Genomic DNA, 22,672 nt, shown 5'->3' with positions numbered 1-22,672 from the left:
GCCCCCGTTCTACCGGTACGCCGCGGCGTACTCGCCCGCGGCCTGATCCAGCGCCCGCTTCGGATCGGCGCCGTTCAGAAAGATGCGGTCGATCATCTTGGCGAGCGCGGCCCGCAGCTCCGTGTAGTGCGTCGACCGCGCGACCGGGCGCCCGGCCGCGAGCTCGTGCACGAAGACGCCGAGGAAGGGCGGCTGCCGACCGGCCAGCGGATCGTACCATTTCACCGGCTGCAGGTGTCCCGCCGCGGTCCAGAACAGCCGCGGCTGCGTCGCCGCGAAGTGGATGAAGTCCCACGCCACGGTCCGCTCGTCCGCGGGCGCCTTGGCGTTCACCGCCCAGTTGTCCGAGTAGACGATCGTGATCGGCGTCTCCGGCGTCATCTGCGGCAGCGGCGCGGCGGTGTAGTTGCCGGTCATCTGGGGGTTGATCGCCTCCACGGCCGCCCCGGCCGTCGGATCGCCGATCATCATCGCGTCCTGCTCCGCCGCGAAATCCTGGTACGGCGACGCGGCCGTGTTGTGCGTGACCTTCGGGTCAACGATCAGCGTGCGCCATACGGTCAACGCGCGCAGCCCCGCGCCGCTGTTGAAGACCGGGATCCCCGCGCGTGTGATCTCGCCGCCCGCCTGATACAGCAGCAGCTGAAACAGCAGCGACGGCCAGCGGGCGCCTTCGGCGGCGTAGCGCATCTCGAAGCCCTTCTGGACGACCGAGCCGCCCTGCGCCTTGGTCAGCAGGGTGTTCAGCTTGGCCACGTCGATCCATGTCTTCGGGGCGTCCTTGACCGGGTCGAGGTGCGCCGCGCGGAACATCCGGTTGTTGATGAACAGGCTGAGCGCATGCTCGCGGGCCGGGATCGCGTACAGTCTGGCGGCGTCGATCTGGGCGTCCAGCGTGCGCGGCACGTAGGTGCCTTCGACCGCGATGACGCTGTGCTGGTCCCACGCCGCGGGCGGCAGCGGATCCAGCACATGGGCTTCGTAGAGATTGGGCAGGTACCAATCCGGCGCGACGAACATGTCCGGGGCGGTGCCGTCGCCGAGCGCGGCGAGGATCCTGCCTTCCACATCCGGGACGGCTTCGTACTTGATCGTGAAGGTCTTCGCCAGTTCGCTGTGCAGGCGCATGTACGCCGGGATCACGGTGTTCATCATCAAGGCGTTCCGGGGCCCGTCGACCGCGTCCCAGTACGTCACCGTCACGGGGCGCTGCGGCAGCACCCATTCCGGCGCCGCGCGGGCCCACGGCGCGGCCGCGACGAGCAGCGCGACCGCGACGAGCAGCGCGACCGCGAGGCGCACCCAGGACCGTTTCATCCGCCCCTCCCCCTACTGCGCGGCCGAATGCTTACCGCGCGTAGACCTCGGGATTGGCCACGTTCGGGGGGCGGTCCCCGCGCAGCCATGCCTCGACGTTGTCGACGACGACTCCGGCGATCCGCTCGCGGGTCTCTCGGTCCGCGCTGCCGACGTGCGGCGTCAGGACGACGTTCGACATCTCGATCAGCTCCCGGGTAACCCTCGGTTCGTGCTCGTAGACGTCGAGGCCGGCCCCGGCGATCCGCCGCTCCCGCAGCGCCCCGACGAGCGCCGCCTCGTCGACGAGCGGTCCCCGCGAGGTGTTGATGAGGTAGGCGCTCGGCTTCATGAGCCCGAGCTCGCGCTCGCCGATCAGGTGCCGCGTCTCCGGCGTGAAGAGCGCGTTGACGGACACGAAATCCGACGCACGCAGCAGGTCATCCAGCGGCGCCCACTCGATCCCGAGCGCGCGCTCCTCCGATTCCGGCAGGCGGGTGCGCTTCATGTAGAGCACGCGCATCCCGAAGCCGCGGGCGCGCTTGGCCACCTCCCGCCCGATCGCGCCGAAGCCGACGATGCCGATCGTCTTGCCGTGGACGGTGCCGCCGACGAGATGCGTCGACTGCGAGCCGGGAAAGACCCCCGCGCGCAGCAGCCGGTCGCCCTCGACGATCCGGCGCGCGACCGCGAGCAGAAGCGCCATGTTGACGTCGGCCGTGGCCTCGGTCACCAGCGGCGGGATTACGGTCACGGGGATGCCGCGCACGGTCGCCGCGGCGAGGTCGATGTTCGCGGGGATGATCGCCATACACGCGACGAGCCGCAACCGTGCGCCGGCGGCCAGCACCTCCGCGTCGACGCGGTCGTGAAGCAGACAGAAGAGCACGTCCGCCTCGCGGACCCCGGCCAGCAGCCGGTCGCGCGGCGCGATCGTCAGGGGATCGCCGAACATCTCCACCGCCCCGAGGCTCCGGAGCCGCGCGAGCGCGCCGTCCGGTATGGGCTGCGTGAGGTAGACGCGCGGCGTCGGCATGGACAGGATCGGGGTTCGCAGCGACGCGCGCCCGGTCCTCTTCGAGCGTCCGCGCTATGGGGGCAGGCGCCTCTTCCAGTTCCGGAACGCGTCGAGGAGGCCGCGCTTCGCGTCCTCGGAGATCGACTCGCGTGGCAGCCGGCCGAGAGCGGACACCGTGTCCCGCATCTGTTCGAGGTAGTCCCGGCAGGGCGGACATTCGGCGACGTGCGCTTCGAAGCGCGCGCGATCCGCGGCGCCCAGTGTTCCTTCGAGGTACTCCGTGACCGTCTCGACCAAATCGCGGCAGGTCATCTCATCCGGCGACGGCATCAGTCGACCTCCTCGAAGTATCGTTCGAGCGCGTGCCGCACCTTGGATCTGGCGCGATGGAGCAGCACCCGTTGATTGACCGGCGTGATCCGAAGGAGTTCCGATACCTCGTCCGCGCTCCATCCCTCGACGTCCGTCAGCGTGATCACTTCCCGCTGGCCCGGCGGCAGCGCGTCAATCGCGCGCTGAATCTCCGCCCGCACCTCCGCGGCGAGCAGCCGGTTTTCCGGCGACGCGCCCCAACTCTTCGGCGGCGCCGCCCAATGATGCGGCCACCGGGGATGGTCGGCCGCGAGGAACCGCTCGGCCGGCAGCGCGGGCTCGCCGCCCTCGGCCGCCGCTTCGAGGGCTGAAAATGGGAGACTGCGGCCTTCGCGCTGCGCTTCCGTGCGCACGCGGTTCATGAGGATGCTGAAGACCCACGTCTTGAGCGTGCTCCGCTGCTCGAACCGCCCGATTCCCCGCAGCACGCCAAGCCAAGCGTCCTGCACGACGTCCTCCGCCACGGCGCGGGACAGGTGCATGGAGGCCAGTCGCATCATCGCCGGTCCGTAGTGGTCCACGAGATCGAGAAACGCCGCGTCGTCGCCGGCGCGAAGCCGCGCAACCATCTCGGCGTCGCCAACCGGCGGTCGCACGGCGGCGGAGTCGCGTTCGTCGGACACACCGGGGCGTTCCAAGAAGACGGGGACGAGTCCTGCGATCCGAGACCGGGCGGCCCTCCCGGGGGATGGCCGGGAGGGCCGCGGCGGCGCCGGGACGATCAGGCGTTAGTTGCGGTCGTGCTCAACGATCACCGCGGTGCGGCTGTCATGGTCGTAGATGACCCCGCTGCGGTCGTGCTCGACGGGAAGCAGACCCTGCATCGTCTTCTGCACGAACGTGCCGGTCACCACCAACACCGCTGCCACTGCAAACAGCGCGAACGCCTTCCGGAACGACTTCATTCTCTTCCCTCCATTCTCGATCGGTCTGTGGAATTAGTCTCGCGAGGGCGCGGTTTGTTACAGGCGTAACGGACAGGTGTGAGCGAAGACTACAGCACCGAGTCCCGTACCTTATCGTGTGGGAGTCAACCGCCCTTGCGCATCGTCTCGGTGAACGTCGCCCGGCCCCGCACGGTGAGCCACGCCGGCCGGCGGGTCAGGACCGCGATCTTCAAAGAGCCGGTCGAGGGAGCGGTGCGGCTGCGGACGCTCAACCTGGACGGCGACCGGCAGGCCGACCTTCGGGTGCACGGCGGCCCGAGCAAGGCCGCCTATGTCTACCCGGTGCAGCACTACGCGTTTTGGCGCCCGGAATTCCCGGAGATGACGCTGCCGTGGGGCATGTTCGGCGAAAACTTCACGGCGGAGTGGATGGACGAAGACCACGTCAACATCGGCGACCGGTTCCGTGTCGGGACGGCGGAAGTGCGGGTGACCGAGCCGCGTGTCCCCTGCTACAAGCTGGCCGCGAAATTCGACCGTCCGGACTTCGGCAAACGGTTCCTCGCCAGCGGACGCACGGGTTTCTACCTCGCCGTCGTCCGCGAAGGAATGGTGCAGGCGGGCGACGCGATCGAACTGCTCGAACCCGACCCGCACGGGGTCACGGTCGCCGACGTGGCCCGCCTCTACGGGCATCCCTGGGCCGACCGCGGGCTGCTGGCCCGTGCCGTCCGCGTGCCGGCCCTGCCCGAAAAATGGAAAGCGCACTTCCTGAGCCGAATATCACGCTCTCCATGAGCCTGCGGGGACAGACGGCGCTGGTCACCGGCGGGTCGCGCGGCCTCGGCCGGGCGATCGCTGTGCGCCTCGCGCGGGACGGCGCCGCCGTGTGCGTGAACTACCGCAGTCGAGAGGACGAGGCCGAGGCCGTGTCGGGCGAGATACGCGGCGCCGGCGGCCGCGCCATCGCGGTACGGGCCGACGTCGGCGACGCCGGGCAAGTTCAGGCGATGGTCGACCGCGCCGCCGCGGAGCTGGGACCGGTATCCATCCTCGTCAACAACGCCGGCGTGTCTGTCCACGCCACGCTCGAGACGTTCGACCCGGCCCGGTTCGAACAAATGCGCCGCACCAACGTGGACGGCGTAGTGCACGCGACGCGCGCTGTAGCGCCCGCGATGAAGCAGCGGCGCTACGGCCGGATCATTAACATCAGCTCCGTGGCCGGGAACGGCACGGCGCGGACCGGCCTGACGTTCTACGCGATGACCAAGGCCGCGGTATCGGTGCTCACGCGCCGCCTCGCGATGGAGCTCGGGCCGCACGGCATCACCGTCAACGCCGTGGCGCCCGGGTTCATCATGACCGACATGGTCAGGGAACACCGCTCCGAGCAGCAGCTGCGCGATCTGGTCGGCAACCTCGCCGGCCTGGCAATGGTCGGCCGGGTCGGCGCCCCGGAGGACGTGGCGAACGCGGTCGCGTTTCTGGCCGCGCCGGAGTCGAGTTTTGTGACCGCGCAGATCCTCACCGTCGACGGCGGCCGGATGGACTACATTGGCCACTCCTGACGCCCGCGCGGCGCTCGCGCCCTCGGGCACGCTCCGCGTTGGGCTCAACTATGGAAACTTCCTCCTCGTGCTCGCCGACGCGCCGGACGGCGCGTCGCGGGGCGTCGCGCCCGACCTCGGCCGGGAGATCGCGCGCCGCCTCGCCGTCCGGGTCGAGTTCGTGCGGTTTCCGCAGGCGGGACCGCTCGCGGACGCGGTGCGGGACGACCGCTGGGACATCGCGTTTCTCGGCAACGAGCCGCAGCGCGCCGCCGAGATCGCGTTCAGCCCGGCGTACCTCGAGATCCCGGTGACGTATCTCGTGCCGGCCGGTTCGCCGATCCGGACGATCGCGGATGTGGACCGGGAGGACGTCCGGATCGCGGTCTCCGGAAAGAGCGCGTACGACCTGTTCCTCAGCCGCACCCTGCGGCGGGCGGCGCTCGTCCGCGCCGAGGGCATCGAGAAGTCGGTCAGGCTCTTCACCGAGGACAAGCTCGAGGCGCTGGCGTGCCTCAAGCCGCGGCTCGTCGCGGCGGCGGACGCGCTGCCCGGGTCGCGGATTCTCGACGGTCAGGTGACCGGGGTGCAGCAGTCGATCGGGACGCCGCGCCGGCGGGGCGCGGACGGTGCCGAGTTCCTCCGCGGGTTCGTCGAGGACGCGAAGGCATCGGGGTTGGTGGCCCGGCTGGTCACGACGCACAACGTGCTGGGGGTCTCGGTGCCGTGACGGCCAAACGACTAGGAGGACGCCCATGACCGTTCGCATCGCGCCCGTGAAAGAACCCGATCTAAGTGACGACGTCCGGCAGGCCTTCGCCGATGCCGCCAGGCGCGGCGCGCCCAACCCGACGCTGCTCCGCATCCTGGCGCGGCACCCGGTCGCGCTGCGCGCCTTCTACTCAGGATGGCAGGACATGTTCTACGGCGGGATCGTCGGGCATCCGCTGAAGGAGCTGATGCGCGTACGCATGGCCCGGCTGCGCACGTGCAGCTACTGAAGCACCGTCCGCTCCGCCGTGGCGGAGCAGATGGGCCTCGACGAGGCCAAGCTCGACGCGACGTCGGACCCCGGGAACCCGGTGTTCACGCCCCGAGAGCGCGCGGCGTTGGAGATGGCGGCGCTGTTCACCCAAGACTACCGCTCGATCGGCGACGAGCATCTCCGGCGGTGGAAGGCGCAGTTCAGTGATGAGGAGCTGATCGAGCTCGGCGCGTTCATGGCGCTCGCCGACGGATTCGGGAAACTGGTCGAGATGCTCGGCCTGGGACAGCCGGACCAGCAGAACCGGCACGAGATCTAGACCGGCACCCCCGACGGGAACCAGCCGGCGGGATGCGCCGGCGTCGAACGCGGGAGGCCTCGATGAGGGTTGAGGCGCTGGTGTTCGATCTGTATGGCACGCTGCTCGACGTCCGTTCGCTCGACCGGCTCGGCGCCGCGGAGACGGGCGGCCCGGAATCGTTCGTCGCCGCCTGGCGCCAGAAACAGCTTGAATACACGTGGCTGCGGGCCGCGATGGGCCGTTACCAGGATTTCTGGACCGTGACCGGCGAGGCGCTCGACTTCACGCTTGAGCGGCTGGGGCTTTCGGTGGACCCGGCGGCGCGGCGGCGCCTCATGGACGCGTGGCTGACTCTGCTCCCCTACCCCGAGGTGGCGGCGGCGTTGGGACAGTTGAGCCCGCCCGTCTTCGCCGTGCTGTCGAACGGTAGCCCGCGGATGCTGGACCGTGCGCTGCGCGCCGCGGAGCTCAACCACTTGTTCGCGCACGTCATCAGCGTCGACGAGGTCAAGACCTACAAGCCGATCCCCGCCGTCTACGCGCTGGCGGAGCGGCGGCTCGGGCTTCCCCGGCCGGCGATGCTGTTTGTGTCGTCGAACGCGTGGGACGCCGCCGGGGCGAAGTCGTTCGGCCTGCCCGTGGCCTGGGTCAACCGGGCCGGCGCACCGGCCGAGCGGCTGGGATTCGCACCGGACCTGATCGTGCGCGACCTCGAAGAGCTTGTCGATCACGTCAGCGGCTAACCACGCTCACGGCGATACCTGAGGAGGACGGGATGAAGAACCAGGGCGGCGGCCTTGACGCGGTACGGCTCTATCTACAGAAGCGAATCGACCGGTGCGGCGCCCGAATCGCGGCCGGGCGGAAGGGCGCCGCGGGCGGATCGAAGCGCGGCGCCGGGCGGCGTCCACCGGCGGCGGAGGCCGAGGCTGCGGCGCGCAAGGCGTACCGCGACGCCCTCCGGGCGCTGGAGTCGGTGTCCTCGGTGGACGGCGGCCGCGCGGCGCTGCGGATGGCGGCGGAGGAAGTCGAGCGCGTCAAGTCGGCGCTCGCAAAGATCTACGAAGTGACGCGGCACGCCAATCATGACATCGCCGATGCGGCCGATTGGGGGATCGTCGAAGGCGAAGCGCAAACCGCCCTCAACATCGTCCACGAGGCCGAGCGGACGCGCTAGCGTTCGTCCGCGGTCAGTCGACGACCGTCAGGCGCTTGGCGGCGAGCCGTCGCGCGTCCTCGGGCCGCGGCGCGTGCTCGCGGTCCGGAACGGCCACATCCGGCGCCGCTCCGCAGAGTTCCGTCGTGAGGTAGCGCAGCCCGTTGTCGTTGATCATCGTGACGATCGTCTTCAACGCCGGGTAGCGGCGCGCGAGCTTCAGGCACGCCGCGACGTTGCAGCCGGAGGAGATCCCGCAGAAGATCCCTTCTTCGCGCGCGAGCCGGCGCGCCATCGCGATCGCGTCGTCCGAGGACACGGTCACGACGCCGTCCACCCATTTCAGGTCCAAGACCTCCGGAATGAATCCGTCGCCGATGCCTTCGATGCGGTGCGGCCCCCAGGCGCGGCCGGCGAGAATCGCGCACTCGGCCGGCTCGACGGCGAAAGACAGGATGTCGGGCCGCCGCTCTTTGAGGTACGCGCCCACCCCGGTCAGCGTGCCGCCGGTCCCCTGCGAGGCGACGAACGCGTCGACGCGGCCCTCCGTTTGCTCCCAGATCTCGGGCCCGGTCGTCTGCCGATGCGCGCGCACGTTGTCGGCGTTCGTGAACTGGCCGACCTCCCAGATGTTCGCACCGTGCCGCGCCTTGAGCTCGCGCACCTTCTCGAGGACGAGATCGACGTCGCTCTCGCCGCCCGGCGTGAGCACCAGCTCCGCGCCGTAGGCGCGGATCACGTCCTGCCGCTCGCGGCTCATGCCCGCCGGCATCACGATCATCACGCGGTAGCCTTTGGCCGCGCCGACCATCGCCGTCGCGATGCCGGTGTTCCCGGTCGTGCCTTCGATGATGATCATCCCCGGGCGCAGTTCGCCCCGGCGCTCCGCCTCGGCCACGATGAACGGAAGAATCCGGTCCTTCACGCTCCCGCTGGGTCCGAAGAACTCCAGCTTCCCGTACACCGCCGCCGATGCCGGCGAGGTGACCCGCCGAAGCCTGACGAGCGGGGTCAGCCCCGCCGTGTCGAGCACGCTGTCCACCGGGCGCCGCCGGCGTCCCCAATCCATGCCGTCCGATTCCCCCCTGTCGCTCCGCGGGCACGCGTCGTTGTATCTCCTTGGTCACGGTTCTCATCGCGCGCGCACGCGCCCTGCCCGGACCGGAGAGGGCCGCCCGGACGCGGGACCGAACTAACCGCTCTGCCGGCGGACCGCCTCCCGCCGTACCGCCCGCCGACTGCGCGGCGGGCAAACAGGAAACTGAAGCCCGATGTGGCCGCTCCCGCAGATCTTTCGAAAGGAGGTCCGCCGATGACGGCAGCGTCGCGGCGCGTCGATATCTCCGCGGACATGGGGGAATCCCTTGGACGGTGGCCGATGGGAGGGGACGAGGAGATCGCCCCCTACCTCACGTCCGCGCACATCGCGTGCGGCTTTCACGCCAGCGATCCGGCGACGATCCGCAAGACCGTCGAGCTGCTGCACCGCCACCGGGTCGCGATCGGCGCGCATCCGGGCTACCAGGACCTCATCGGCTTCGGCCGGCACAAAATGGACCTGACGCCGCAGGAAGTGGACGACCTCGTCCTCTACCAGGTCGCGGCGGTACGCGGCATGGTAGAGGCGTTCGGCGGGCGGCTGCAGCACGTGAAGCCCCACGGCGCGCTCTATAATGTCGCGGAAGTCGACGAAGGCTGCGCGGGCGCCATCGCGGCGGCGGTGAAGCGCATCGACCCCCACCTCGCCGTCGTGGCCACGCCGGCGTCACAGCTGGCGGGGCAGTGCCGCACCGCGGGACTGCGCGTGGCGCGCGAGTTCTTCCTGGACCGCGGCTACATGGCGGACGGCACCTTGGCGAGCCGGCGGCGGCCCGACGCGATGCTGATGGACCCGGACGAGATGTGCCGCCGCGCGGTCGGCGCCGTCCGCGACGGACGGGTGCCGACCGTGGACGGAAAGACCGTCGAGGTGCAGGTCGACACCATCTGCCTCCACGGCGACCACGCGCCGTCGCGCGCGGCCGTGCGGAAGCTGCGGGGAATGCTCGAACAGGCCGGCGTCGAGGTGTCGGCTCTCGGCACGTGGATAGCCGGCGCCTAGATCAGTATCGGGTCGTCGGCAGGCCGCAGCCCCGCTTCGACGCGGTCGACAAGATCCGCGGCGCCACCCGCTACGCCGCGGACTGGGAGCTGCCGGGCATGCTGTCCGGCGCGATCCTGAGAGCGCTCTACGCGTCGGCCCGGATTCGCCGGCTCGACATCGCGAGGGCCCGCAGGCTGCCTGGCGTCGCCGCGGTGCTGACCGCGGGCGACGTTCCGCACAACGCGGTCGAGGAAGACCCGACCGGCATCGGCCTCATCCGGTTCGCGACGCCCGTCCTCGCGGCGGATCGGGTGTGCTACCAGGGAGAGCCGGTCGCACTGGTCGCGGCGGACTCTCCCGAGCACGCCCACGCGGCGCTCGAAGCGATCGACGTCGACTACGAGCCGCTGGCGGGCGTCTTCGACGCCGAAGGCGCGCTCGCCGCGGGCGCGCCCCGCGTGCATCCCGATCGCGACAACGTCCTCGTGCATTGGACGCTCCGGCGCGGCGACGCCGCCGAGGCCTTCCGGCAGGCGCACGCCGTCGTGGAGCACACCTACCGGACGCAGCGCGTCGACCACGCCTACCTCGAACCGGAAGCGGGCGTCGCCTGGATCGACGCGCACGGCGTCGTCAACATCCGCGCGTCGTCGCAGGTGATCGAGCACTTCCGCGAGATCGCCGAGATGTTGGGCGTTCCGCACAACCGCGTGCGCGTGGTGGCGCCGTTCCTCGGCGGCGGCTTCGGCGGCAAGGAAGACATGACCGTCGAGCCCCACCTCGCGCTGCTCGCGTGGAAGACGGGACAGCCGGTCCGCATGGTCTGGACCCGCTACGAGTCGCTGCTCGCCCGGCCGAAGCGGCACCCGTTCGCGATGCGGTACAAGACCGGCGCCGCGCGCGACGGCCGCCTCGTCGCGCAGGAGATCTCGCTGATCGCCGACTCCGGCCCCTATCCCCTGCTCAGCCCGCGCGTCCTGTTCGCGGCCCTCGTCACGGGCTGTGGCCCGTACCGGATCCCCAACGTCGCGATCGACGCGCGCGCCGTCTTCACGAACAACGTACCGTCGAGCGCGATGCGCGGGTTCGGGGCGATGCAGGTCACCTTCGCCTATGAGTCCCAGATGAACGCCCTGGCGGAACGGCTCGGCCTGACTCCGGAGGAGATCCGCACGCGCAACTTCTTGTCGAAAGGCGACGCGCTCCCGACCGGCGAGCGCGTGGAGACCCATGTCGCCCTGCCGGAGGTGATGCGCCGGGCGCAGGCGGCGCTCGGCGAGCGCAGCCGGCCGTCGGGGCCCCAGGCGAGGATCGGACGCGGCTTCGCCTGCAACATCCAGCCGTACGGCCGCACCGTCTGGTTCCGGGACCGCGCGAGCGCCTGGCTCGGCTTCGAGGCCGACGGCTCGCTGGTCATCCGCACGGGGGTCCCCGACCTCGGGGGCGGGCAGTCCGCCGCGCTCGCCCAGATCGCCGCGGAGGTGCTCGGGGTTTCGCTCGAGCGCATCACCGTGCACGTCGGCGACAGCGCGCTGACCCCGCTCTCCGGCGGCACGTTCGCCACACGGCAGCTCTACATGTCCGGCAACGCGGTGCTGCGTGGCTCGCGCGAGCTGCGGGAGCAGGTCGCGCCGGTCGCCGCCGCGCTACTCGAAGCCGCGGAGGCGGACCTCGAGTTCGCCGACGACCACGTAGGCGTGGCGGGCAGCCCGGACCGCCGGGTCACCCTGGCCAAGATGGTCGTGGAGTGCGGGCGGCGCGGCGTTCCCGCGGCGCACCTCGCGACGTTCTACGCGGAGCAGGCGCCGCCGGTCGATCTCGCGACCGGACAGGGCCGCACCTTCCCGGACTTCACCTACGGGTGCCACGCCGCGGAGGTCGAGGTGGACGGGGAGACGGGCGCGGTGCGCCTGCTCAAGTACGCCGCGTGCCACGACGTGGGCCGGGCGATCAACCCGCAGAGCGTCGAGGGCCAGATCCAGGGCGGCGCGGTCATGGGAATCGGCCAGGCGCTCACGGAAGAGATCGTGGTCGAAAGCGGCAGCAACATGAGCACGCTCTTTGCGAGCTACCTGATCCCCTCGGCGCTCGACCTGCCGGACGTCCGGGCGGTCGTGGTCGAATCCGGCGAGGGGAAAGGGCCGTTTTCAGCGCGGGGGATCGGCGAGCCGCCGACCGGGCCACCGCCGGCCGCGATCGCCGGCGCGATCCACGACGCCACCGGCGCGCGCCTGACGGACCTGCCGATCACGCCCGAGCGGGTGCTACGCGCGCTCGAGGCGGACGGCCGTCCGGGCCGTGACGAAAGGAGAGATTGATGCCGGAACCGCAGTTCGGAGTCGCGCTCGAGAACTTCACGCCCGCCTCGGTCGAGCCGAGCATCGACCGCGTGCTGGCCTACGCGGCCCAGGCCGAGGCGCTGGGCTTCGCCTCGGCCTGGGCCTGGGACCACATCCTCCTCGGCACCCGGCGGGCGTTCCCCTTTCTCGAGTCGCTCGCGACCCTGAGCGCGCTCGCGGCGCGGACGCAGCGCCTGCAGCTCGGTATCGGGGTGCTCGTACTGCCGCTGCGCAATCCGGTCATCCTGGCGAAGGAGCTCGCGACGATCGACCAGATGTCGAAGGGCCGGCTCGTCCTCGGGCTCGCCGCCGGCTGGTACGAGCGCGAGTTTCAGGCCTGCGGCATTCCGTTCGCGGAGCGCGGCCGGATCTTCGTGAAAAACTTCGAGATCATGCGCCGGCTGTGGACCGAGGACAGCGTCAGCGGGTCGGTGGACGGCTACGTCTTCAACCAGGCCGTAATGCTCCCGAAGCCGTTCCGGCGGCCGCACCCGCCGCTGTTCATCGGCGGCTACGTCGACCGCGTGCTGCGGCGGGTGGCCAAGTACGGCGACGGCTGGCTGACCTACTTCTACACGCCGGAGACGTTCCGGGCGACGTGGGCGAAGATCCGCGGCTTTGCCGAGGAGCAGGGCCGCAACCCCGCCGAGCTGCGGAACATCAGCCAGCTCCCGATCTGCGTCGCGGGCACGTACGAGGACGCGGACCGCCGCGTCAAGGAGTTCATCGGCCGCTACTTCGACGTCGCGCCGTGGAGCGAGTCGACGCCGGAGAGCGCGATCCGCGGCACCCCGGCGCAGTGCGCGGAGCAGCTTGCCGCCCACCTCGACGCGGGCGAGGAGCACATCGTCCTGATCCCGTCGGAGTACCGGACGGATCAACTCGAGGTGATCGCGCGCGACGTGCTGCCCCGGCTGCGTCCCGGCGCGAGACGCGTGCATGCCTGAGCGGCCCGCGCGCACCTTCGTCGAGGCGCGCCGCGGGATCGAGGCCAAGAACAAGGCGCCGCGGGACAAGCGGTTGCCGCTCGCCGCCGCGGCCGCCCTAGTGCGCGACGGCGAGCACATCGCAATCGGCGGCTGCCTCTACTCGAGAACGCCGACGCTGCTGTTGCGGGAGGTGCTGCGCCGGCGTCCCCGCGACGTGGTGCTCTCCCGCAGCCTGATGTGCTACGAGAGCGAGCTGTTTCTCGCGGCGGGCGCCTGCCGCGAGATCGTGACGAGTTGGGTCGGGATCGGGCTGCCGTGGGGCCTGTCGCGGATCGTGCGCGAGTTCGTCGAGGGCGGCCGGGCGCGATTCGAAGAATGGAGCCACCTCGCGATCGGCATGCGTTACCACGCCGCCGCGATGGGCGTCCCGTTCCTCCCCACCCTCTCGATGCTCGGCTCCGATCTGATGCGCACCACCGGCGCGAAGACGATGACCTGCCCCTTCACCGGAGAGCCGCTGTGCCTCATCCCGGCGCTCTTCCCCGACGTGGCGCTGATCCACGTCCACCGCGCGGACCGCTTCGGGAACGCGCAGATCGACGGCTATCCGCACATGGACGCCGACATCGCCGCGGCCGCGCAGACCGTCGTGCTGAGCGCCGAGGAGATCGTGGACCCCGACGAGATCCGGCGCACCGCGGACCGCACCGTCATCCCTTTCTTCGCCGTCGACGCGGTGGTCGAAGCGCCGTACGGCGCCTACCCGCACGAGATGTACGGGCGGTACGACGCTGACCTCGAGCACATCGACGCCTACGCGAAGCGCGTCGCCGCGGAGGGCGTCGCCGGAGTCCGCGCCTACCTCGACGAGTGGGTCTACGGACCGGAGACCGCGGAAGCGTACTTCGCCAAGTTCGGCGCGGACCGGCTCGAGCGGCAGCGCCGGGTGGCGCGCGACCTCACCGGCAGGGACCCGTGAGGAACCGGACGTGACCGAAACGGCCGGCTACACCGCCTCCGAACTGCTCACCGTCGCGGCGAGCCGTCTGCTCGCGGACGGCAAAGTCGTGTTCGCGGGCGTCGGCACGCCGCTGCTCGCCTCGGCCCTCGCGCGTGCGACGCATGCGCCCGGCCTGACCATCGTCATCGAGGGCGGTTCGATCGGCCTCGAGGTCGCGCCCGGCAGCCTGCCGATCTCCACCAACGAGATGCGCGGCGCGCGGCGGGCCGTCGCGCTGCCGTCGATCACGCAGATCTTCCTGTACGCGCAGCGCGGCTTCTTCGACTACGGCTTCCTCGGCGGGGCCCAGATCGACCCGTACGGCAACATCAACACCAGCGTCATCGGTCCGATCGAACGGCCCAAAGTGCGCCTCCCGGGCAGCGGCGGCGCCTGCGACATCGCCTGCCTCTGCCGGGAGATCATGATCGTCACCCGGCACGAGCGGCGCCGGTTCGTCGAGCGGCTCGATTTCCTGACAAGCCCCGGCCAGATCGGCGGTGAGGGCGCCCGCCGCGGCGCCGGACTCCTGTTCGGGCGGGTGACCGCCGTGCTGACCGACCTCGCGCTCATGGACTTCGATCCCGCGTCCGGCCGGATGCGCATCGCGGCGTTGCAGCCGGGCGTGGAACCGAGTCAGGTGAAGGAGCAGACCGGCTTCGACCTCGGGGCGGCGGCGAACGGCCGGCGCCTCGAGCCGCCGGCCGAGCATGAGCTTCGCGCGCTCCGCGGCCTGGACCCCGAACGCGTGTTTCTCTAGCGGCGAAGCTTCGCTCGGCAGGCTCGTGACAAACCGGGCGAGAATCTCGGCTCATATCTTCTGCGGAGGTGGCGAGCGATGCCCCGGTACATGGTGGAACGGACATTTCCCGCCGGTCTGGAGATCCCAATGACCGAGCAAGGCGCGCAGGCATGCCTGAGCGTCGTCGGCAAGAACGGCGTCGAAGGGGTCACCTGGGTGCATTCCTATGTGAGCACGGACAAGAAGAAAACGTTCTGCATCTACGACGGACCAAACCCGGACGCCATTCGGCGCGCCGCACAGGCCAACGGCCTGCCCGTCGACAGCGTCACGCAGGTAAGCGTTCTCGATCCGTACTTCTACAAGTAACCGCCACGGCGCGATAGAGTACACGTTCTGCGCGCGGGCAGCCGGTGGCTCGACGCCGGGGAGCCGCCCATAAACCGGGACCGCGTTCACCCGTGAGCGTTCGAGATTACCAACGCACCAGTCGCTTAATTCCCTCGTGGATCCGGTCCACGCTCGGCAGGTAGGCGCTCTCGAGGGGCGGCGCGTACGGCACCGGCGTGTCCGGGGCCCCGATCCGCGAGATGGGAGCGTCCAGCGAGGTGAAGAGATGCTCGCCGAGGTAGGCGGCGATCTCCGCACCGATGCCGCCGCGCAGGCGGTCCTCGTGCACGATCAGGGCGCGGCTGGTCCGGGCCACCGACTCGGAAATCGTCTCGAGATCGAGCGGCAGCAGCGTGCGCAGGTCGATGACCTCCGCTTCGATGCCGTCGGCGGCCGCGCGTTCCGCGGCCTCGAGGCTCCGGTGCGCCATCATCCCGTAGGTCAACACGGTAAGGTCCCGCCCCGGCCGCCGGACGGCCGCGTGGCCGAGCGGCGAGACCGTGAGGCCCTCGTCGACCTCGCCCCGCTGCGAGCGGTACAGCGCCTTGTGCTCGAGATAGAGCACCGGGTTGGGATCGGCGATCGCCCCCAGGATGAGTCCCTTCGCGTCCGCGGGCGTCGACGGCATCACGATCTTGAGGCCCGGCGTGTGGAAGAAGTAGCCTTCGATCGACTGTGAATGGAACGGCCCGCCGTGGGTGCCGGCGCCGCACGGCGCGCGCACGACCATCGGCACGCAGCCGCCCGCCCGGTAGGACGACGTGGCCGCGGCGTTTACCACCTGGGTGAACGCGTTTGAAATGAAGTCCGCGAACTGCATCTCGACGACCGGCCGCATCCCGACGAGCGCCGCGCCCACCGCGGTCCCGACAATCGCCGCCTCGCAGATCGGCGTGTCGATCACGCGCGACGCCCCGAACTCCTCGACGAAGCCCTTCGTCAGCTTGAACGCGCCGCCGTAGACGCCGACGTCCTCGCCGAACACGATGACCGACGGATCGGCCCGCATCGCCCGGCGCAGGCCGTCGGCAATAGCTTCGATGTAGGTCATTACGGCCACGGCGTCGCCTCGCAGTACACGCCCTGCTCCAGTTCGGCGGGGTCGGGCGGCGGACTCGCTTCGGCCCACGCCTGCGCGTCGTCGACCTCGGCCTGCGCGTCCGCGCGGAGCCCGGCCAGCCGCGCGGCGGTGACGGCCCCGCTCTCCACAAGGTGCCCGGCAAACTGCTCGATCGGATCCCGCCGGCGGCCTTCCTCGATCATCGCTTTCGGGACGTACGACGCGTCGTCGGCCTCGGAATGCCCCCGCACCCGCATCGTCCGGCCCTCGATGAATGACGGCCCGCCGCCCGACCGGGCACGGTCCACCGCCTCCCGCGCCGCGCCGTAGACCGCGAGCACGTCGTTGCCGTCGACGGAGCACGCACGCATGCCGTACGCGGCCATCCGGACGTCGAGCGGTCCCGCGATCTCGCGCGCGAGCGGGGTCGAGAGCGCGAACTGGTTGTTCCAGCAGACGAGCACGAGCGGCAGCCGCAGCACCGCCGCGAGGTTGGCCGCCTCGTGAAACTCCCCCGTGGCGAGCGTCCCTTCGCCGAAGTTGGCGAGCGCCACGCGCGGCTCTCCGCGGACCTGGAAGCCGAGCGCGGCGCCCGCCGCGATCGGAACGTTGCCGCCGACGAAGTCGGTGTGCAGAAGAATGCGGGGCCCGAGGCCGCCGATGTGCAGGTTGCCCTCCCGGCCGCGGGTCGGCGAGCCTGTGCGGCCGAGGAAGTTCGCGAAGTAGTAGCCGAGCGGCATGCCCAGTACGAGCCGGGCTCCGAGGTCCCGGTGCAGCGTGGCGGCGACGTCGTCCGGTCCGAGCGCGGCCGCGGCGCCGACGGCGATCGCCTCGTGGCCCCAGCCGGTGAAGCAGGCGCCGACGATCTGGCCCGTCTGATACAGCTTGACGACCCGTTCCTCGGCGAGCCGCTGAAGCACCATGTAACGGTAGAGGCGCTCGAGATCGCCCGGCGCGAGATCGGGCGCGGCCGCTGCGGAGGTGCGCGTGCGTGTGTCGTCGGTCATGCGATCAGCGCGCCGCCGATTCGGGCGACCGAAGCCCGTGCCCTCCCCGGTAGTCGACGGGCCCGCGGGGCGCCCAGCCCTCGAGCAGTGTCGGGGCCGGCCGCGACACCTCGACGGCGAGCGGCCGGCAGACCGACAGCGGATCGGCGCGATGCGGGCCGAAGATCGGCTTCGAGATGTCCCCGCCCGGGCAGGTGGACAGCGCGCACAAGAGATCCATCTCCGCGAAGAACTCGAAATAGTCGCCCTGCTTCGCCGGACAGGACTTCGCGAAGTAGCGGCCGTCTTTCCGCAGGCCGGTCACCATGAACACGTTGAGCACGTCGTGGACGTCCAGCTCCGTGAGATGGTACGCAGCCACGGCGCGGGTCAGGTTGGAATGGCAGGTCAGATCGAATTCCTCGCCGTTCAGCATCTTGGTCACGTACGGATCACACCGCGTGCCGAGCAGGTCGTGGCAGCCCGCTCCGTCCTCGTCGACGCCGTAGTTGATCGTATCCGCCGTGATCGTCAACATCGGGCGCAGGTACGGCAGGCAGGACCAGAGCCGGTCGAACGTCGTCACATGCGACCCGTGCAGCTGCCGGGTGCGCGACGCCCAGAACCGCTCGCGCGGGTTCGTCAAATTCCAGGCGTTGAAATCGCCGACCTGCGGGCCGTCGACGCAGATCATGCGGCAGAGGTGGCCGGCCGGCACGGTCCAGGCGCGCCCGGACCGAATCGGAATCACGAACCGCTCGACGGGCGTCCGGCCGCCTACCTCGCGCGCCAGCCGCCCATAGAACTTCCGGTCGACGTCGAGCGGCGTGCCGGGTCCGCGATCGTACAGTGGCGGGGGTTCGGGCATGTCGAAACCTCCATTCGGTTCAGCCGCCGCGCGCCCCGATGCCGAGGTAGGCACGGCGGACCGCCTCGTTGCGGGCCAGGTCGGCCGCCGGGCCCTCGAGCACGACGCGGCCGTTTTCGAGGACGTAGGCCCGCTGCGCGAGCCGGAGCGCGGCGTTCGCGTTCTGCTCGACGAGCAGAACGGTCGTGCCTTCGCGGTTGATTTCGGCGATCTTCTCGAAGATCAGACGGACCAGCACCGGCGCGAGCCCCATCGACGGCTCGTCCAGCAGCAAGAGGCGCGGCTTGGTCATGAGCGCCCGCGCCATCGCCAGCATCTGCTGCTCGCCGCCGGAGAGCGTCCCGGCCAGCTGGGTCCGCCGCTCCGCAAGGCGCGGGAAGAGCGTGAAGACGCGGTCGAGCCCCCCGCGCGGCACCCCGGCCTCGATATAGGCGCCCAATTTTAGGTTTTCTTCGACGGTCATGAGCGAGAAGATCCACCGGCCCTCGGGCACCTGCGTGAGTCCGAGGCGCACGATCTCGTGGGCCGGCTGGTGGTCGATCCGCCGTCCCGCGAACCGGATCTCGCCGGACCGGGGGCGCAGCAGCCCCGAGATCGTCCGCAGCGCCGTGGTCTTGCCCGCGCCGTTCGCGCCGGGCAGCGCGACGATCTCGCCCTCCTCGACGTGGAACGACGGCCCGTGCAGGGCCTCGATGGTGCCGTACGCCGTGACGAGGTCGCGGACCTCGAGGAGACTCATTCGCCGTCCTCGCGCCCGAGGTAGGCCTCGATGACCTTGGAGTCGCGCTGGATCTGGTCCGGCGAGCCTTCCGCGATCTGCACGCCGTGATCCAGCACGATGATGCGGTCGCTGATGCCCATCACGACGCTCATGTCGTGCTCGATCAGCAACACGGTGACCCCGGAATCGCGGATCTGGCTGACGAGCTGCACGAGCCCGGCCTTCTCCGCAGGGTTCATGCCGCTCGCCGGCTCGTCGAGGATCAGCAGGCGCGGCGCCGTCGCGAGCGCCCGCGCGATCTCGAGGCGCCGCTGGTCCCCGTACGCCAACTCGCGCGCGAGCCGGCTCGCGCGGCCTTCCAGCCCCACGAACGCCAGCCAGCGGCGGGTCTCGTCCCGCACCCAGGCCTCTTCACGCCGGTGCAGCGGCGTGTGGAGCAGCGAGTCGAGCGTGCCGGCGTGGATCCGGCCGTGGAGGCCGATCATCACGTTTTCGTCCACGCCGAGGTCGGGGAAAAGACGGATCATCTGAAAGGTCCGCGCGATCCCGTGCCGCACGACGAGGTCCGGACGCAGCCCGGTGAGGTTGTTGCCCTCGAACGCGATCCGCCCCGCGGTCGGCCGGAGGAAGCCCGTAATGCAGTTGAACACCGTCGTCTTGCCCGCGCCGTTCGGTCCGATGATACTGAGGATCTCACGGAGCCCGACGTCGAACGAGACGTCCGAGACGGCGACGAGGCCGCCGAAGCGCATCGTGAGGTGCTCGACGCCCAGAATCGCGCCGGTCCCCACGTCCGGCGGCCGCGAGACGGCCGTCACGACGAAGCGCCCGGCGCCGCGGAATCTGCCGCCGAGGCGCCGGCGGCGACGCCGGCCGCCGCCTCGGCTTCGGACATCGCGACTTCACGCGCCTCAATCCGCCCGTACCGGCTCGGCCACAGTCCCTGCGGCCGCAAGAGCATGAGGACGATCAGTCCGACGCCGAAGGCGAGCATGCGGTACTGATCGACCCCTCGGAGGATCTCGGGCAGGATCACGATCACCGCGGCGCCGAGGATCACCCCCGGCAGACTGCCGCGGCCGCCCAGGATAATCACCATCAAGATGGTCACCGATTGGATGAACGTGAAGCTCGACGGGTTGATCGCCGTGAGCTTTACGGCGAAGAACGAGCCGGCCCCGCCGGCGAACACCGCCCCCAGGACGTAGGCCAGCAGCTTGTAGTACACGGGATGGATGCCGGCGGCTTGAGCCGCCGCCTCGTCCTCGCGGATCGCAAGCCAGGCGCGCCCGAGCCGCGAGCGCGAGAGGTTGTAGGAGCCGAACAGCACCACGAGCGCAAAGGCGATCCCGAGAAAATAGAGGTGCGCCGGCGTCCGCAGCACAAACGCGCCGATCTGCGCGTGAGGCATGTCGTAGATGCCTTCCGGCCCTCCGGTGAAGTTGAAGTTGGTCGCGGCAATGCGGACGATCTCGCCGAAGCCGAGGGTCACGATCGCGAGGTAGTCGCTGCGCATCCGCAGCGTCGGCCCCCCGATGATAACGCCCGACGCCGCGGTGAAGCACGCCGCGATCGGCAGCGTCAGCCAGAACGACATATGGCTGTTGACCATGAAGTACGCGGTCGTATACGCGCCGATCGCGAAGAACGCCGCGTACCCGAGGTCGAGCAGACCCGCGAACCCGACCACGATATTGAGGCCGAGTCCGAGCATGACGTATACGAGGACGAGCGTCCCGACGTCGATGAGGTACGATGTGCCGAAGACCGGGAGCGCGACCGCCGCCAGAACGGCCGCAACGGACAGCGCGACGGGAAGCAGCGGGCGCGACGCGGCGGACCGGCTGCTCACATCCGCTCGACCACGCGCTCGCCCAACAGACCGCGCGGCCGCACCACCAGCACGAGGATCAGCACGGCGAAGGCCACGACGTCCTTCCAGCGGCTGGAGTAGTATCCGGCCGCCAGGCTTTCGAGGATGCCGAGCACGAAACCGCCGACGACGGCCCCCGGGATGTTGCCGATGCCTCCCAACACGGCGGCCGTAAAGGCCTTCAGTCCGATCAAAAAGCCCATCAGGAACGAGATCTGCGAGTAGTAGAGGCCGGTCATAACGCCCGCGAACGACGCCAGCGTCGATCCGAGGAAGAACGTGATCCCGATGACCCGGTTGACGTCGATGCCCATGAGCCGCGCGGCGTCCTGGTTGATCGCGAGCGCCCGCATCGCCATCCCGGTCTTGGTGCGGTTCACGACGACGTAGATCGCGGCCATCAGCACGATGCTCGACACGAAGATCAGGATCTGCAGCCAGGAGACGGTGACGCCGGCGAACGCCGGACCCGCGCGGCCGAACAGGTGCGGGTAGACCAGAAACGACGGACTGTAGATCAGCAGCAGGCTGTACTCGAGCGTCAGCGACGCGCCGATCGCGGAGATGAGAATCGACAGGCGCGCGTGGAGCAGCGGCCGATACGCGACGCGGTAGACTAGCGTGCCGAGCAGGCCGGTGAGCCCCATCGACACCACAAGGGCCAGCAGCGTGGTCAGGATCGGGCTCTCGACGTGCAGCAGCGCCAGCAGACCGTACGTGGAGAACCCGAAGAACGCGCCGGCTGCGTAGATGTCGCCGTGGGCGAAGTTGATCAGGCGGATGATGCCGTACACCATGGTGTAGCCGAGCGCGATCAGGGCGTAGAATGCCCCAATCGTCAGTCCGTTGACGATCTGCTGGAGGGCGATCTCCATTGATCAGCAAACGGGGCCGCCCCTGGATCCGGGGCGGCCCCGCGCCTTACCGCGGCCTCACATTCCGGTGGGCACGAAATCGTTGCCCTTGATCATATACGTGATGTAGAGTACCTGGACGCGGTCGCCCTTCTTGTCGAAGGTGATCTTACCGGTCGCCCCGGAATAGCCCGACGTCGCCTGGAGCGCCTTGATGATCGCCGCGCGGTCCGCGCTCTTCGCACGTTGGATCGCGTTGATCACCACGCCTACCGAGTCGTACTCGAGCGCGGAGTACGGACCCGGATCCTGCTTCCAACGGGCCGTGTAGCGGCTGATGAACGACTTCGCCGTCGCCTGGTTCTGGGGCAGCGGGGTCGACGTAATGTAGACGCCGGTCGACGCCGGACCGCACTCCTTGATGAACGTTGGATCGTTGTTCGCGTCGCCCGCCATGAACTTGCCCGATACCCCCAGGTCATGGAACTGCTTGCAGACCAGGCCGCCCTCGGGGTAGTAGCCCGTGAAGTAGGTGACGTCCGGGTTCAGGCTCTTGACCTTGGTGAGGGTCGCCGAGAAGTCTTTCTCACCCGGGGTGATCGCGTCGAAGAAAACCACGTTCACGCCGGACATCTTCTTGAGCGCATCCTGCGTCGCCGTCGCAAGGCCCTTCGCGTACAGCGTGTTGTCGTGGATGATGGCGACTTTCTTTGCGTGGAGGTCCTTGGTCATGAAGCCGGCCGCGTACGGCCCCTGCTGGTCGTCCCGGCCGATGACCCGGAACACGTTCTCGAAGCCCTGGTCCGTGAGCTTCGGGTTGCTGGACGCGTCCGCCACGAACGCAACGCCCGCGTCGTGGTAGACGGCGCTCGCCGGAATCGCGGCGGACGAGCAGTAGCCGCCCGCCACCGCCGCCACGCCCGCGTCGACGAGCTTGTGCGCGGCCGTCACGGCCTGCTGCGCGTCGCACGCGTCGTCGAACGAAACGATCTCGAGCTTGCGCCCGAGGACGCCGCCTTTGGCATTCTGCTCGTCGGCGGCCATCGTCGCGGCCTGCACGATATCCGTCCCCATCTTGGCGTTCCCGCCGGAGAGCGGCACCGGGACGCCGATCTTGATCGTCGCCCCCTGCGCGCCCACGCCGGGCACCATGCCGGGCACCATGCCGGTGATCAGGAACACCAGCAGCGTGGCAACTGCGAACACGTTCCGCATGCTGCTCCACCCCTCCCCACGTGTTCGGCGCAAAAGCAGTGCGCCGC

General features: G+C 69.9%; 27 protein-coding genes. 13 read left to right on the top strand and 14 right to left on the bottom strand.

The window, feature by feature from the left end; genetic code table 11:
• Positions 1-9: 9 nt before the first annotated feature.
• From VFL28_16380 to VFL28_16360, 5 genes are all read right to left on the bottom strand, one after another.
• Positions 10-1,317 (bottom strand): extracellular solute-binding protein, encoded by a 1,308-nt coding sequence (locus tag VFL28_16380; GenBank protein HET7266243.1) that lies wholly within the window; start codon positions 1,315-1,317, stop codon positions 10-12.
• A gap of 31 nt (positions 1,318-1,348) precedes the next feature.
• Positions 1,349-2,332, bottom strand: a complete 984-nt coding sequence (locus VFL28_16375) for a D-glycerate dehydrogenase (GenBank protein ID HET7266242.1) — start codon at positions 2,330-2,332, stop codon at positions 1,349-1,351.
• A 54-nt stretch (positions 2,333-2,386) separates the two neighbouring features.
• Positions 2,387-2,644, bottom strand: a complete 258-nt coding sequence (locus VFL28_16370) for a zf-HC2 domain-containing protein (protein HET7266241.1) — start codon at positions 2,642-2,644, stop codon at positions 2,387-2,389.
• Complete coding sequence (locus tag VFL28_16365; GenBank protein HET7266240.1) at positions 2,644-3,282, bottom strand: sigma-70 family RNA polymerase sigma factor; 639 nt, start codon at positions 3,280-3,282, stop codon at positions 2,644-2,646. The genes VFL28_16370 and VFL28_16365 overlap by 1 nt, the downstream gene beginning before the upstream one ends.
• Positions 3,283-3,414: 132 nt before the next feature.
• Positions 3,415-3,591, bottom strand: a complete 177-nt coding sequence (locus tag VFL28_16360) for a hypothetical protein (protein ID HET7266239.1) — start codon at positions 3,589-3,591, stop codon at positions 3,415-3,417.
• 135 nt (positions 3,592-3,726) lie between these two features.
• Here VFL28_16360 and VFL28_16355 point away from each other — a divergent pair, with 135 nt between their 5' ends.
• From VFL28_16355 to VFL28_16325, 7 genes are all read left to right on the top strand, one after another.
• A complete protein-coding gene (locus tag VFL28_16355; protein HET7266238.1) occupies positions 3,727-4,371 on the top strand; it encodes an MOSC domain-containing protein in 645 nt (214 codons plus the stop codon).
• Entirely contained in the window at positions 4,368-5,144 is a 777-nt protein-coding gene (locus VFL28_16350) for a 3-oxoacyl-ACP reductase family protein (GenBank protein ID HET7266237.1), read from the top strand. Before VFL28_16355 ends, VFL28_16350 begins: the two co-directional genes overlap by 4 nt.
• Positions 5,131-5,853, top strand: coding sequence for a transporter substrate-binding domain-containing protein (locus tag VFL28_16345; GenBank protein ID HET7266236.1), 723 nt, complete (start codon positions 5,131-5,133; stop codon positions 5,851-5,853). Before VFL28_16350 ends, VFL28_16345 begins: the two co-directional genes overlap by 14 nt.
• Before the next feature lie 25 nt (positions 5,854-5,878).
• On the top strand, positions 5,879-6,124 hold the full coding sequence (locus VFL28_16340; GenBank protein ID HET7266235.1) for a hypothetical protein: 246 nt from the start codon (positions 5,879-5,881) through the stop codon (positions 6,122-6,124).
• Positions 6,125-6,142: 18 nt separating this feature from the next.
• Entirely contained in the window at positions 6,143-6,427 is a 285-nt protein-coding gene (locus tag VFL28_16335; GenBank protein HET7266234.1) for a hypothetical protein, read from the top strand.
• Positions 6,428-6,489: 62 nt separating this feature from the next.
• On the top strand, positions 6,490-7,152 hold the full coding sequence (locus VFL28_16330; protein ID HET7266233.1) for a haloacid dehalogenase type II: 663 nt from the start codon (positions 6,490-6,492) through the stop codon (positions 7,150-7,152).
• 32 nt (positions 7,153-7,184) lie between these two features.
• Positions 7,185-7,586, top strand: coding sequence for a hypothetical protein (locus tag VFL28_16325; GenBank protein HET7266232.1), 402 nt, complete (start codon positions 7,185-7,187; stop codon positions 7,584-7,586).
• Positions 7,587-7,599: 13 nt separating this feature from the next.
• Here VFL28_16325 and cysK read toward each other — a convergent pair whose 3' ends face one another.
• Positions 7,600-8,634 carry a cysteine synthase A gene (gene cysK, locus VFL28_16320; GenBank protein HET7266231.1) on the bottom strand — a complete coding sequence of 345 codons (1,035 nt, stop codon included), beginning with the start codon at positions 8,632-8,634 and terminating at the stop codon, positions 7,600-7,602.
• Positions 8,635-8,877: 243 nt separating this feature from the next.
• On the opposite strand from cysK, the gene VFL28_16315 reads away from it, so the two are divergent.
• The 6 genes from VFL28_16315 to VFL28_16290 all read left to right on the top strand — a co-directional run bounded on the left by VFL28_16315 (position 8,878) and on the right by VFL28_16290 (position 15,027).
• On the top strand, positions 8,878-9,666 hold the full coding sequence (locus VFL28_16315) for a 5-oxoprolinase subunit PxpA (GenBank protein HET7266230.1): 789 nt from the start codon (positions 8,878-8,880) through the stop codon (positions 9,664-9,666).
• A complete protein-coding gene (locus tag VFL28_16310; protein HET7266229.1) occupies positions 9,648-11,966 on the top strand; it encodes a xanthine dehydrogenase family protein molybdopterin-binding subunit in 2,319 nt (772 codons plus the stop codon). Before VFL28_16315 ends, VFL28_16310 begins: the two co-directional genes overlap by 19 nt.
• The gene (locus VFL28_16305) at positions 11,966-12,934 is read left to right on the top strand and encodes a TIGR03619 family F420-dependent LLM class oxidoreductase (GenBank protein ID HET7266228.1); all 969 of its coding nucleotides are present in this window, start codon (positions 11,966-11,968) and stop codon (positions 12,932-12,934) included. Before VFL28_16310 ends, VFL28_16305 begins: the two co-directional genes overlap by 1 nt.
• A complete protein-coding gene (locus VFL28_16300; protein HET7266227.1) occupies positions 12,927-13,895 on the top strand; it encodes a CoA-transferase in 969 nt (322 codons plus the stop codon). The genes VFL28_16305 and VFL28_16300 overlap by 8 nt, the downstream gene beginning before the upstream one ends.
• Positions 13,896-13,905: 10 nt before the next feature.
• Positions 13,906-14,676, top strand: coding sequence for a CoA-transferase (locus VFL28_16295; protein HET7266226.1), 771 nt, complete (start codon positions 13,906-13,908; stop codon positions 14,674-14,676).
• A 78-nt stretch (positions 14,677-14,754) separates the two neighbouring features.
• Positions 14,755-15,027, top strand: a complete 273-nt coding sequence (locus VFL28_16290; GenBank protein ID HET7266225.1) for a DUF4242 domain-containing protein — start codon at positions 14,755-14,757, stop codon at positions 15,025-15,027.
• A gap of 106 nt (positions 15,028-15,133) precedes the next feature.
• Here VFL28_16290 and VFL28_16285 read toward each other — a convergent pair whose 3' ends face one another.
• Genes VFL28_16285 through VFL28_16250 form a run of 8 tightly spaced genes read right to left on the bottom strand, consistent with a single transcriptional unit; the run spans position 15,134 to position 22,625 of the window.
• Entirely contained in the window at positions 15,134-16,099 is a 966-nt protein-coding gene (locus VFL28_16285; GenBank protein HET7266224.1) for an alpha-ketoacid dehydrogenase subunit beta, read from the bottom strand.
• Positions 16,099-17,115, bottom strand: a complete 1,017-nt coding sequence (locus VFL28_16280) for a thiamine pyrophosphate-dependent dehydrogenase E1 component subunit alpha (protein ID HET7266223.1) — start codon at positions 17,113-17,115, stop codon at positions 16,099-16,101. The genes VFL28_16285 and VFL28_16280 overlap by 1 nt, the downstream gene beginning before the upstream one ends.
• 4 nt (positions 17,116-17,119) lie before the next feature.
• Positions 17,120-17,962 carry an urea carboxylase-associated family protein gene (locus tag VFL28_16275; protein ID HET7266222.1) on the bottom strand — a complete coding sequence of 281 codons (843 nt, stop codon included), beginning with the start codon at positions 17,960-17,962 and terminating at the stop codon, positions 17,120-17,122.
• A gap of 19 nt (positions 17,963-17,981) precedes the next feature.
• A complete protein-coding gene (locus tag VFL28_16270) occupies positions 17,982-18,701 on the bottom strand; it encodes an ABC transporter ATP-binding protein (protein ID HET7266221.1) in 720 nt (239 codons plus the stop codon).
• A complete protein-coding gene (locus tag VFL28_16265) occupies positions 18,698-19,501 on the bottom strand; it encodes an ABC transporter ATP-binding protein (GenBank protein ID HET7266220.1) in 804 nt (267 codons plus the stop codon). Before VFL28_16265 ends, VFL28_16270 begins: the two co-directional genes overlap by 4 nt.
• Complete coding sequence (locus VFL28_16260; protein ID HET7266219.1) at positions 19,498-20,535, bottom strand: branched-chain amino acid ABC transporter permease; 1,038 nt, start codon at positions 20,533-20,535, stop codon at positions 19,498-19,500. The genes VFL28_16265 and VFL28_16260 overlap by 4 nt, the downstream gene beginning before the upstream one ends.
• Positions 20,532-21,431: a branched-chain amino acid ABC transporter permease gene (locus tag VFL28_16255; GenBank protein HET7266218.1), complete on the bottom strand. Its 900-nt coding sequence runs from the start codon at positions 21,429-21,431 to the stop codon at positions 20,532-20,534. The genes VFL28_16260 and VFL28_16255 overlap by 4 nt, the downstream gene beginning before the upstream one ends.
• Before the next feature lie 57 nt (positions 21,432-21,488).
• The gene (locus tag VFL28_16250; protein ID HET7266217.1) at positions 21,489-22,625 is read right to left on the bottom strand and encodes a branched-chain amino acid ABC transporter substrate-binding protein; all 1,137 of its coding nucleotides are present in this window, start codon (positions 22,623-22,625) and stop codon (positions 21,489-21,491) included.
• Positions 22,626-22,672 lie beyond the last annotated feature (47 nt).

The organism is bacterium (genome assembly GCA_035691305.1).
In the GTDB taxonomy this organism is placed as follows: Bacteria; Sysuimicrobiota; Sysuimicrobiia; order Sysuimicrobiales; family Segetimicrobiaceae; genus DASSJF01.
Note: the sequence above shows the minus strand (reverse complement) of the source record. Positions and strands in the feature narration are given on the sequence as shown.